The following is a 12,395-nucleotide window of genomic DNA, read 5'->3' as shown; positions in this document are numbered from 1 at the left end:
GGACCTGCCTGCGGCAGTCCAACTTCGTTCCTGACGAAGTTGTCGCCATGCTACATCGCACTTCGATTACACATCTTCTGTACGAAGCGCCAAACTAGAAGATGACACGATACTCAGACTCCGGTACGCCCGCCGTACCGGAGTCATTCTGCGATGGTAATAGAAGAGATAAAGCGAGAAGACAAAACAGACTTATCACAGCGAGCGATATCCGTGCCATCAATGACACACCGCACTGTGACTAAACGCCCCCTGCACGAAGCGCCAAACTAAACGAGTACACCACACTCAGACTCCGGTACGCCCGCCGTACCGGAGTCATTCTGCGATAGTAATAGAAGAGATAAAGCGAGAAGACAAAACAGACTTATCACAGCGAGCGATATCCGTGCCATCAATGACACACCGCACTGTGACTAAACGCCCCCTGCACGAAGAGCCAAACTAAACGAGTACACGATACCCAGACTCCGGTACGCCCGTCGTACCGGAGTCATTCTGCGATAGCGATAGAAAAGATTAAGCCAAACGCCACCAAAGACTTATCACAGCGAGCCATCGCAACCATCTCAATCACTGCGTTCAGCTTAACAACAGCCGGTACTGTGCTTCAGTGAGTAAGCGCCGGTAGTAAAGTCCGTGCAAACCCTGCAAGCCGCCGGTATGGAAAAAGGCAATACGCTTTACGCCGCTTAAAGAACCCGTTTGCAGCAGTTGGCTTAATAGCTGTAGTGCCTTACCGGTATAGATAGGTTCAGTAGTAAGCTGATAGTGTAGTTTTAGCTGACAACAGAACGCTACTAACTCAGCGTTAACCTTGCCATAGGCCGAATTTGCCTCGGCCAGTTGCCAATTCTGATAAGACGATGTCGGCGGTAAACACTGCTTAATACGATCTGCTAAAGATGCGTCTTTGACCACTGGCAAACCCAAGCAGCGTACTTCGGGGTAGCGCTGGATTAAACCTGCCAGGGTGCCGCCACTGGCGGTAGCACAGCACAACAGATCGGCGTCGCCGTCGGGGGTTTGTAATAGCGGTAACTGCGCCACACCTGCCGCCCCGGCAAGGTCACTGCCACCTTCTGGCAGAATCAAATAATCCGGATAGGTTATTTTTAGCCGGGCAAGGAACTCTGGTAGTTGCTGTTGTCTATAGCTTATCCGATCGAGGGCAATCAGCTGCATGCCGAGTTCCCGACAGCGCCTTAAAGTTGGATTATGCGTGTCGAGTTGCTCGGTTCTGACCAGTCCTATAGTAGAAAAGTGGTAGTGCTGGCCGGCAGCTGCCAAAGCGACAAGATGGTTGGAGAAGGCACCACCGAAGCTGAGCATGCCTTGTCCGGGTTTGCGTTGTTGGATGGCGGAGTGTAGCTTCAGCCACTTATTCCCGGCAACTTCTGCAACTGGTGCCTGCAAGGTACAGATCCACAGTTGAGGTGTGTTATCCTGCCCCATTGGAATAGGCAGGCGTTGCCAGTGGTAAGTCGCTGTCGGTAAGGACGCCATACAAGATCGCTCAGAGGAAAACCGGCGTTATTATAACGATCTACAACAGCGGTGAGCGGAAAAAAATGAAATAGCGACGGCCGGTATGATGCGGGCTGTCAGTTTGCAACCTGACAGTTTTTTACATCGAGGCAAGCTGTATAACCCGCATCTTGAAGTTGTTTGCGTATATTTGGTAAAAAACTGACAAAAAGCTATTTTCTTGGCGGAGACTTACTTAGAATAGCCATAATTTCGTATAAAATTTTTCCTGCTGCCAGCGCTCAGGCCGGTGTAGCCGGATGTCGTTAAAAGGATCCACCTTCCCCATGTTTAATAAATTGCGCGGTATTTTTTCCAACGATCTGTCCATCGACCTTGGTACAGCTAATACACTGATTTACGTTAAAGACCAGGGGATCGTATTAAACGAACCCTCTGTTGTCGCAATCCGTCAGGAAAGAGCGGGTGGACCGAAAAGTGTCGCTGCCGTTGGCCATGCCGCTAAGCGGATGCTGGGTCGTACTCCTGGCAATATCAAAGCGATCCGGCCGATGAAAGACGGTGTTATCGCTGACTTCTACGTTACCGAAAAAATGTTACAACATTTTATCCGTCAGGCGCACAGTAACAGTTTCTTACGGCCAAGCCCACGGGTACTGGTCTGTGTACCTTGTGGTTCTACTCAGGTAGAGCGCCGTGCGATCCGTGAATCAGCCCAGGGTGCAGGTGCCCGCGAAGTGTATCTGATTGATGAGCCAATGGCTGCCGCTATCGGTGCCGGCTTGCCAGTATCGGAAGCAACAGGCTCTATGGTGGTGGATATCGGTGGTGGTACCACAGAGGTTGCCATTATCTCGTTGAACGGTGTGGTGTATTCCTCCTTAGTGCGGATTGGTGGTGATAAGTTTGATGATGCGATTGTTAACTATATCCGTCGTAACTATGGCATCTTGATCGGTGAAGCCACTGCTGAGCGCATTAAAACTGAGATTGGCTCTGCCTACCCAAGTGATGATGTGTTGGAGATTGAAGTTCGTGGCCGTAACCTGGCGGAAGGGGTGCCACGCAGCTTTACCATGACCAGCAATGAGATCCTGGAAGCGTTGCAAGAGCCGCTGGCGGGTATCGTCAGTGCAGTTATGGTGGCGCTGGAGCAATCACCGCCTGAGCTGGCATCAGATATTTCTGAGCGTGGTATGGTATTAACCGGTGGTGGTGCACTGCTACGTGATTTAGACCGCTTGTTAATGGAAGAAACCGGCATTCCGGTGGTGGTTGCTGATGATCCTTTAACCTGTGTGGCCCGCGGTGGTGGTAAGGCACTAGAAATGATCGACATGCACGGTGGTGATGTGTTCAGCTACGAGTAAAGAGGTTTCTCACTTTCTGAGACTTACATGAATGATTTTTTTGCACGCGGCCCGGCACTCGGGCTGCGTTTAGTTTTAGCGGTAGCCTGCAGTATCGGGCTGATGTTCGTCGACCGTTACACGGATAGTGCCACCCAACTTCGCAGTTATCTGACCTCAGCGGTCAGCCCACTTTTTTACGCCGCCAGTTTACCGGAAAGTGTGATCACCACTGCCTCAGAGCAACTGATGTCACAGCAACAATTACTGCAGGAAAATGCCGCACTAAAAGCCCGGCTGTTGCAATTAGATGCCCAACTGCAGTTATTGAATTTTCTGCAGCTGGAAAATAATAAGTTGCGGGCGTTACTCGGATCGGCGCCAGTGGTGGAAGGTCAGCGTTTGATTGCTGAGGTGCTGGCCGTTTACAGCCATCCGTTTTCGCACCAGGTGGTACTGAATAAAGGCAGTAATGACGGTGTTGCCGTCCACTATCCGCTGATTGATGATAAAGGCGTCGTCGGGCAGATTATCAGCGTTACCCCAACCAGCAGCCGCGCCATCCTGATCTCAGATAACACTCATGCTATCTCGCTACGTGCAGAGCGCACCGGGATCCGCACTATTGCTGCGGGCATTGGGCAGTGGGATCAGCTGCGGTTGATTCATTTACCGCTAAGTACCGATATCCGCGAAGGTGATCGTTTACTAACTTCGGGCCTGGATGGCCGCTTTCCGGAGGGTTATCCGGTGGCCGAGGTGGTCAGTGTTAGTCGGGATGATAGCCAGCCGTTTATCAGTGTGCAGGCGCGGCCTTACGCCAAGCTGGATCGGATTAAGCATGTGTTGATTCTGTCTCCGGGATCTCAGGTTGAAGCAGTACGACAAGCGGAGGAGCAACCCTGATGCGTCCGGCACAAGGTTTAGGATATATCTATTTGAGTTTACTGGCTGCGCTGTTGCTGACCATTATTCCGCTGCCTTATCAGATGACATTATTCCGCCCGGATTGGGCGTTATTAGTGATCATTTATTGGACCCTGGCGTTACCGCGCAGAGTCAGTATTGGTACCGCCTTTGTGGTCGGTTTTTTAACAGACATTCTGGTCGGCACCGTACTTGGCGTGAATGCGCTGGCGTTTTCGGTTGTCAGCTTTATCGTCGCGGCAAATTACCTGAAAATCCGTAACTTTTCGATGCTACAGCAAGCACTGCTGGTCGCGATGTTTCTGGCGCTGTATCAGCTACTGTTATTCTGGTTAAGTCATTTCCTGACCGGGGTAAATTTCCGGCCCGGTTACCTGTGGCCCGTGTTAACCGGTATGCTAGCCTGGCCCTGGTTATTCTGGCTGTTACGTCGCTACCGTCGTCAACTGAAGATCCAATAATGTATCCCGATATTGCTCTAGCCTCTGCTTCACCCAGACGCCGCGAATTGTTGGCGCAACTGCCTGTCAACTTCACTCTGGTCAGTGCTGAGATTGATGAATCAGTGTTAACGGGCGAGGAGCCGGCAAGTTACGTCAGCCGGCTGGCACTGCAAAAGGCCCAGGCGGGTGCCAATAAACTGAACTGGCAGTTACCGGTCTTGGGTGCTGATACCAGCGTGATCTTAGATAAGCAAATTCTGGGCAAGCCTGAATCTAAAGACCACTTTATGCAAATGCTGCGGCAACTGAGTGGCCGCAGCCATCAGGTACTTACCGCTGTGGCCATTGTCAGTGCCGGGCAACAATTACAGGCACTGAGTAGTACCGAAGTCTGGTTAAGACCGCTTAGCGATACTGAGCTGGAGGCTTACTGGCAGAGCGGTGAACCGGCAGATAAAGCCGGTGGTTATGGTATTCAGGGACTGGCCGCGCGCTTTGTCGAGAAAATCCATGGCAGTTACACCGGTGTTGTTGGATTGCCACTTTGTGAAACCGAGCGCCTGATACAACAATTGCGGAGGTCAGCATGAGTGCAGAGTTATTAATTAACGTCACCCCAACTGAAACACGGGTTGCGTTAATTGAGAACGGGGTACTGCAGGAGCTGCATATCGAGCGGCAAGCCCGGCGTGGCTTAGTAGGCAATATTTATGTCGGTAAAGTCAGCCGGGTATTACCTGGAATGCAGGCTGCCTTTGTCGATATTGGGCTGGATAAAGCGGCCTTCCTGCATGCCTCAGATATCGTCCAGCACAATGAAGTGGGCGAACTGGATGCCAAACCGGCGGTCAGTAAGGATATCCGGGTACTGGTGCGGGAAGGACAGTATTTGCTGGTACAGGTGGTGAAGGATCCGCTGGGGACCAAGGGCGCACGCCTAACCACCGACATTACCTTGCCGTCACGTCATCTGGTATTTATGCCCGACAGTGCCCATGTCGGCGTATCGCAGCGATTGGAGTCTGAGTCGGAGCGGCAGCGCCTGAAAGAGATCGTTGGCAAGTGTGTTGATGATACCGGCGGCTTTATCGTACGCACGGCCGCGGAAGGGGCCGCTGAAGACGAACTGATCCAGGATGCCAAATTCCTGAAAAAGCTCTGGAGCAAAGTATTAAAGCGCAAGAAAAACACCCGCAAAGAAGGCGTTGTCTATGAAGATCTTAGCCTGAGCTATCGTATTCTGCGTGACTTTGTGGGTACTGAGCTGGAGCGGGTGCGGGTTGATTCAAAACTTACCTTTCAGCAACTGACGGCCTTTTGCGAAGAGTTTATGCCGCAAATTATTCCGCTGCTGGAATACTATCCCGGAGAGCGGCCGATTTTTGATTTGTTTGACGTCGAGAATGAAATTCAGCGCGCACTGGAGCGCAAGGTGCCGCTGAAAAGCGGTGGCTATCTGATGATTGATCAGACCGAGGCGATGACTACCATCGACGTTAATACCGGAGCCTTTGTCGGCCACCGTAATCTGGACGAGACCATCTTCAATACCAATACCGAGGCTACTCAGGCCATCGCGCGGCAGCTAAGGCTGCGCAACCTCGGCGGGATTATTATTATCGATTTTATCGATATGCAGAACGAGGAGCACAAGCGCAGGGTGTTTCATAGCCTGGAGCTGGCACTCGCCAGGGACAGGGCGAAAACCAATATCCATGGCTTCTCCGCGCTGGGGCTGGTGGAGATGACCCGTAAAAGAACCCGCGAAAGTCTGGAACATATTCTCTGTTCTGAGTGTCCAGTATGTAAGGGCCGTGGTTCGTTAAAAACCGTAGAAACCGTCTGTTTTGAAATTTTACGCGAAATTGTACGGGTTAACCGGGCTTACTCAGCAGATAAATTTGTGGTCTATGTGTCGCCGATTGTCAGAGATGCGCTGACTACCGACGAGTTTCACAGTCTGGCAGAGTTACAGGTATTTATTGGTAAACAAATTAGTATTCAAACTGAACCTATGTACACCCAGGAGCAGTTCGACGTGGTAATGATGTAGTGCAAATTAAACCGCTGTGCTTTTACTGTTTGCATAAGCTGTGGGTGGTACTGGCGCTCTGCCTGGTATTACTGGCAACAGTGGTATCGGTGTTGCGTTTAACGCTACCCTATGCCGACAGCTACAAACAACAGTTCGAGCAGGTACTCAGTCAGCAACTGGGTGCTACGGTCTCGATCGGCCAGCTGTCGGCCGGTTGGCGTGGCACCGGGCCGGCTTTGCTGTTGCAGGAGCTTAGGATCCAACATGCTGAGGCTCAGCCGCTCAGTATTAAGCAAACCTCGATTCAGCTGGATTTTTGGAAAACCTTACTCAGTCTTAAATTAACGGCTGAACGTTTCGAGCTTACCGGCGCCCGTTATGAGCTGGATGCTGATAAGCTGTTTGCGTTACCTAATGCCGGCTCCGGGCCTGACCTGACATTGCCGGCGTTGGAGCAGCTATTTTTCAGGCAGCTCAAGGCATTCTCATTATCTGACAGCGAATTGGTGCTGGTAAGTAGTGAACATCCCGCGCAGATCCTGCAAATCCGGCATCTGGACTGGCGTAATGCTGGTGATCGGCATCAGGGCCGCGGTGAACTCGCGATAGTAGGGGTCACGTCGAATACCATCAACTTTATCCTCGACTTCCAGGGGGCAGATCTGCAGCAGGCGCAAGGCCAGCTTTACCTCGAAAGCGCTGATCTGGATGTGCTGCCCTGGTTTGCTCAATATATTCCGCAGAGTAGCCGCCTACAAAAAGCGACTGTTAACTTTAGGGCCTGGGCTGATATCAGTGCTGGCCAGTTTAGCCGACTGCAACTGGAATTAGCAGATAACAGTCTGCATTGGCAGAGAGCCGGTCAGCAACATAGTGTCAGGCTGGGACCCGGGCAGTTGCTCTGGACACCCGTCGATGGTGGCTGGCAATTGTTATCAACGGCACTGACTCTGGCAGATCTGGATGACAGCTGGCCTGGCTTACAACTGCAGCTAAGCCGTGATGGTGCGGACTATCTGGCTACGCTGCAAGATTTTCCGTTAGCGGCACTGGAACCTCTCGCCCAGTTATTGGCAGAGGACCATCAGCTATTACAGGCCATCCTGGCGCATCAGCCAACGGGCTACTTGCGTAAATTGCAAAGCCGCTTTAACCGCGAACAATGGCAACTGACAGGCCTGATTGAACAGCTGAGTAGCCGCGCTGTGGCCGATATTCCCGGGGTGCAGGCGTTAGATGTCCGGCTGGCAGCGACCGCAGAACAAATCTGGATCGGGATTAGCGGTGAGCAGCAACAATTGACCTGGGACGGTTTGTTTAATGACAATTGGGACTACGACCAATTACAGCTGCAATTGCTGGCCCGGCAGACCACCTCAGGCTGGCGCATACAGGTCCCTATGCTGCAGCTGCAGATGGCAGATTTCCAATTTGCTGCCCAGGCCAGCTTGCTGCTGGCCGAGCAACCAGAGCTGTCACTGCTGGCACAATTAACGGGTCTGGATGCGGCTAAGGCTCAGCAATACTATCCGCAGCGCTATATGCCGGCGCGCACCCGCGATTATCTAAGCAGTGCTATTGAGGCTGGGCAGGTGCAGCAGGCCACAGTGCTCTGGCACGGCGCCTTTGCCGACTATCCGTTTAGTGCCGCTGATGGTCATTTCCAGGTTTATGCCGGTATTAGCGACAGTACCTTCCGTTTTGCGGCCGACTGGCCGGCGCTAACCGAACTGCAGGCTGAACTCTGGTTCGATAATGCCGCTATGCTAATCGAGGGCCAGCAAGGTTATCTCGGCTTATTACCGCTTACCGACCCGGTAACGGCGCATATCCCGGATCTACGGCATGCTGAACAACTCGATATCCGGCTTGATACGGAACTGGATAGCAGCGCTTTAACCGAATTAATGCTGGAGTCGTCGTTGCATGACAGCCTTGGTAAGACCCTGCAGCATTTAGGGTTAGCCGGCCCGGTGCGCGGTGAACTCTTGTTGGAAATCAGCCTGACGGAACCAAGCGTGGTGGCCAGTGGCGTCGCCGAGTTACAAGCGGTGCAGGCGAATATACAAGCGCCTGCCATGCAGTTAAATGCGCTCAATGGCCGGGTACATTTTCGTAATGAACAGTTACGGGGAGAAGGGCTGACATTTGATTATCTGGGCCTACCGGTGCAGGCCAGTTTTAACGGAGCTATGGCAGCCGATGGCTATCAGCTGGCGATGAACTGGCAAGGTCAGGCGCCGGCGGCAAGCTTAAATACCCTGTTAGCATTAGAGCAAAGCGAACTGTTGCGTGGGGCTGCCGATTGGCAGTTGCAACTGGCCTTGGTATTGCCTGAGCAGGGATTCAGTTATCAGGCCTCACTGGAGGCCGATCTTGGTCTGATGGCCTTAGCCTTGCCGGTACCCTATCAGAAGCCATTGGGGCAGGCTGGTAAACTCTATCTACTGGCCAATGGTAATGCTGAACAAAGTTATCTGGCGCTCAATTACCCGCAGTTATTGGATTTTCAGGCGCAACTTAGCCATCAGACCGGTCGCTTCGAACGGGCGCAACTGGTACTGGGTGATAGCAAAGCCAGTTTAAGTCAGCCGGACTTTAGTATTGAAGTCACACTGGCACAGGCCGAGTTGGTGCCCTGGTTTGAATTGTTGCAACCCATGCTAAGTAGCCGCAGCGAGTCCTCGCTACTGCCGCCATTGCAGCGGGTGCGGGGGCGGATTGCAACAGTGCAATTACCACAGCAACTGGCACTGACTAATACGGTATTTGACTTAACAAACGACAGCAAAGGCTGGCAGTTGCAGTTAAATGGAGCTGAGCTGGCCAGCCGCTGGCAATTTTCTCATGCCTGGCAGACAGACGGCATCCAGGTACAGCTCGACTACCTGCACTTACCTTTAGCGGATAAAGCTGCGACAGAGCAGGAAACCGCGGTGGCTATGGCCGAGCCCGAAGCCGAGCTGGCTGCCCAGTCCTGGTTGACGGAGATGGTCCCGCTGCGACTGAGTTGTAATGACTGCTCGGTCGGACCTTATCGTTTTGGTAAGGTGGCGCTTCAGGCCGCTGGCACTGGCCAAAGCTGGCAGTTAACCGAACTGACCTCAGATTATAAAGGCAATCGCTTTGTCTTACAGGGCGACTGGCAACCCGATGCAGACCTGGGACGCAGTCAGTTTAGCGGTAATTTCAGCAGCCCGAATCTTGGCGCCTTACTCACCGAGTATGAGCTGACTACTGCCATCAGCGGCAGCCGCAGTGAGCTGGAGTTTCAGCTTGGCTGGCAGGGGGCTCCACAGCAGTTCCGGTTAAAAAGCTTACAGGGGCAGGTGAAATTTGCCCTCGGCGAAGGTTCGCTAACCGAAGTCAGTGATCAGGGCGCCCGCTTATTCTCAATTTTTAGCTTAAACTCGCTACTGCGTAAACTGCGGCTGGATTTTCGCGATGTGTTCGCCAAAGGCTTTTTCTATAACCGGATGACCGGTAACCTGAGTCTGGATCAGGGTGTGGCACAAACCAGTGATTTTCTGATCGATGGTGTGCCCGGCAATATGCAGCTGCAGGGCTACGCCGATCTGGTGAAGCGGCAGATAGATTATCAGGTGTCGTTCTCGCCGAAAGTCACCTCCAGTTTGCCGGTGATTATTGCCTGGATGGTCAATCCGGCCACCGGACTGGCGGCACTGGCACTGGATGAAGTGTTTCAGTCGGCCGAAGTGATCTCCCGTATTAACTTTACCGTGACCGGTAGCTTTGACAAGCCGGTGGTGACCGAAGTCAACCGCCATAGTACGGAAGTTCCGGTACCGGTGCGGATTGCCCAACCTGAGAATCGTCAAGATGATAGCCGCCAGCCCTTACTCTGAGCCTAACGACAGCCGCTGGCGCTTATCCGCGCTGCAGTTAAACAGCCTGCCCGATCCTGCCAGCAATTTTGCTCAGGTTGCCGCGTTACTCGCGACCTTGCCTAAAGCGCAACAGCATCTGGTGGTACTGCCTGAGTGCTTTGCGGTATTTGGTGGGGGCGAACAGCTGCAGCGGCAGTTTCAGGCCCCTCTGGGTGAAGGGCTTTTGCAACAGCAAGCTGCAGCACTGGCCAAGGCGCATCAACTGTATCTGCTGGCCGGTAGCATGCCTACCGCCAGTCCGGATCCGCAGCGCTTTTATGCCAGTAGCCTGTTATTCGGGCCGGATGGCCGCTTACTGGCCGACTATCAGAAATTACATCTGTTTGATGTGGCGGTTGCCGACAGTACCGGCAGTTATCGCGAATCCGCCGGCACCATGCCGGGGAATAAAGTCACCTTAAGCCAGCAGGGCAGCCTGAAACTCGGCATGACGATATGCTATGATGTGCGCTTTGCCGGTCTGGCGCAGCAACTGGCGGCGCTGGGGATGAATGTGCTGGCGGTACCCTCGGCCTTTACCCGGCCGACCGGCGCTGCACACTGGCATACCTTGCTGCGGGCCAGAGCCATTGAGAACCAATGTTTTGTCATTGCTCCCGGTCAAACCGGCGTGCATGCCAATGGCCGGGAAACCTATGGCCATAGCCTGATTATCGACCCTTGGGGTCAGGTGTTGGCCGATGCCGGCAGCGAGGTCGGTGCGATCAGTGTTGAGGTCGATTTAACCGACTGTCAGCAACTGGCGCAGAAAATGCCGGTAAAACTTCATAACCGTTTTAACAGTGAGCTGAAACCATGAATGCAGTAGAACAAAACCTGATCCAAGCCTCTGAGCTAAGCGCCCGCGATCTGGAGCAGACGCTGGGCTTTTTGTTTGCGCATCAGCTCGACTATGCCGATTTATATTTTCAGTCCAGCGTGCATGAATCCTGGGTGCTGGAAGATGGCCTGGTTAAAGACGGCTCCTTTAATATTGAGCGTGGCGTTGGGGTACGGGCGATCAGCGGTGAAAAAACCGGTTTTGCCTACGCCGATAGCATTAACCGCGATGCCTTGATGCAGGCCGCCGGCGCAGCCCGTGGCATAGCGGCACAGGGCCAGCAGGGCAGTGTAAAAGCCTTTAGTAAAAGTGGTAACAGCAAGATTTATCTGCCGTGTGAGCCATTACAAAGCCTGAGCAATACGGAAAAGGTTGCGCTGTTGCATCAGATTGAAGCCTATATCCGCAGCCTGGACAGCCGGGCAGAGCAAGTCATGGTCAGCTTAACCGGCGTGTACGAAGAAGTGCTGGTAGCAGCCAGTGATGGCACCTTCGCTACCGATATCCGGCCTTTGGTACGCTTAAATTGCTCAGTGTTACTGGTACAGGACGGCCGGCGTGAGCGCGGTAGTGCCGGTGGCGGCGCCCGCACCGATTATCAGTACTTCAGTGCCGATGTCGATGGTCAGCCACGCTGGCAGCACTATGCGCGTGATGCGGTGCGGATGGCGCAGGTGAATCTGACCGCTATTGATGCCCCGGCCGGTACCATGCCGGTGGTGCTGGGAGCCGGTTGGCCAGGCGTATTACTGCATGAAGCTGTCGGACACGGGTTGGAAGGCGACTTTAACCGCAAAGGCTCATCTACCTTTAGTGGTCGGATCGGTCAGCAGGTGGCGTCGAAACACTGTACTATCGTCGACGATGGCACCCTGAGTGGCCGTCGTGGCTCCTTGAATATTGATGATGAAGGCACCCCCAGCGCCTACAATGTGCTGATCGAAAAGGGTGTACTCAAAGGTTACATTCAGGATAAACATAATGCGATGCTGATGGGGGTAGCCCCTACCGGTAATGGCCGCCGTGAGTCCTTTGCGCATCTGCCGATGCCGCGGATGACCAATACCTATATGCTGGCCGGTGACTATGCGCCGGAAGAGATTATTGCCAGTGTTAAAAAAGGCATCTATGCGCCGAACTTTGGTGGCGGCCAGGTCGATATTACCTCCGGTAAGTTTGTGTTCTCGGCTTCTGAAGCCTATCTGATTGAAGACGGCAAGATCACGGCGCCGATCAAAGGGGCTACCTTAATTGGCAATGGCCCTGAGGCAATGCAGCAGGTGTCGATGGTCGGCAATGATATGAAACTGGACAGCGGTGTTGGCGTCTGTGGCAAGCAAGGTCAGAGCGTGCCGGTTGGCGTGGGTCAGCCCACCCTTAAGCTGGATGCCATGACGGTGGGTGGTACCCAGTAACGTCGCTAAG

General features: G+C 53.3%; 9 protein-coding genes. 8 read left to right on the top strand and 1 reads right to left on the bottom strand.

The annotated features are described in order from the left end of the window. Positions 1–582: 582 nt before the first annotated feature. Positions 583–1,506: a 1-aminocyclopropane-1-carboxylate deaminase/D-cysteine desulfhydrase gene (locus AEST_RS12840; protein WP_008609564.1), complete on the bottom strand. Its 924-nt coding sequence runs from the start codon at positions 1,504–1,506 to the stop codon at positions 583–585. 308 nt (positions 1,507–1,814) lie between these two features. Between AEST_RS12840 and AEST_RS12835 the strand changes: the two genes are divergently transcribed. From AEST_RS12835 to tldD, 8 genes are read left to right on the top strand one after another with little or no spacing between them, the layout of a single operon-like run. After that, positions 1,815–2,858 carry a rod shape-determining protein gene (locus tag AEST_RS12835; protein WP_008609563.1) on the top strand — a complete coding sequence of 348 codons (1,044 nt, stop codon included), beginning with the start codon at positions 1,815–1,817 and terminating at the stop codon, positions 2,856–2,858. 27 nt (positions 2,859–2,885) lie between these two features. Next, a complete protein-coding gene (gene mreC, locus AEST_RS12830; RefSeq protein ID WP_008609561.1) occupies positions 2,886–3,743 on the top strand; it encodes a rod shape-determining protein MreC in 858 nt (285 codons plus the stop codon). Next, positions 3,743–4,225, top strand: a complete 483-nt coding sequence (gene mreD, locus AEST_RS12825; RefSeq protein ID WP_008609560.1) for a rod shape-determining protein MreD — start codon at positions 3,743–3,745, stop codon at positions 4,223–4,225. The genes mreC and mreD overlap by 1 nt, the downstream gene beginning before the upstream one ends. Beyond that, a complete protein-coding gene (locus AEST_RS12820; RefSeq protein WP_008609559.1) occupies positions 4,225–4,797 on the top strand; it encodes a Maf family protein in 573 nt (190 codons plus the stop codon). The genes mreD and AEST_RS12820 overlap by 1 nt, the downstream gene beginning before the upstream one ends. Continuing rightward, complete coding sequence (gene rng / locus AEST_RS12815) at positions 4,794–6,260, top strand: ribonuclease G (protein ID WP_008609558.1); 1,467 nt, start codon at positions 4,794–4,796, stop codon at positions 6,258–6,260. Before AEST_RS12820 ends, rng begins: the two co-directional genes overlap by 4 nt. Continuing rightward, positions 6,260–10,108, top strand: coding sequence for a YhdP family protein (locus AEST_RS12810; protein ID WP_008609557.1), 3,849 nt, complete (start codon positions 6,260–6,262; stop codon positions 10,106–10,108). Before rng ends, AEST_RS12810 begins: the two co-directional genes overlap by 1 nt. After that, positions 10,083–10,949 carry a carbon-nitrogen hydrolase family protein gene (locus tag AEST_RS12805; protein ID WP_008609556.1) on the top strand — a complete coding sequence of 289 codons (867 nt, stop codon included), beginning with the start codon at positions 10,083–10,085 and terminating at the stop codon, positions 10,947–10,949. Before AEST_RS12810 ends, AEST_RS12805 begins: the two co-directional genes overlap by 26 nt. Continuing rightward, positions 10,946–12,385: a metalloprotease TldD gene (tldD, locus tag AEST_RS12800; protein WP_008609555.1), complete on the top strand. Its 1,440-nt coding sequence runs from the start codon at positions 10,946–10,948 to the stop codon at positions 12,383–12,385. Before AEST_RS12805 ends, tldD begins: the two co-directional genes overlap by 4 nt. Positions 12,386–12,395: the final 10 nt, after the last annotated feature.

It is taken from the genome of Alishewanella aestuarii B11 (assembly GCF_000280055.1).
GTDB classification, from domain to species: Bacteria; Pseudomonadota; Gammaproteobacteria; order Enterobacterales; family Alteromonadaceae; genus Alishewanella; species Alishewanella aestuarii.
Note: the sequence above shows the minus strand (reverse complement) of the source record. Positions and strands in the feature narration are given on the sequence as shown.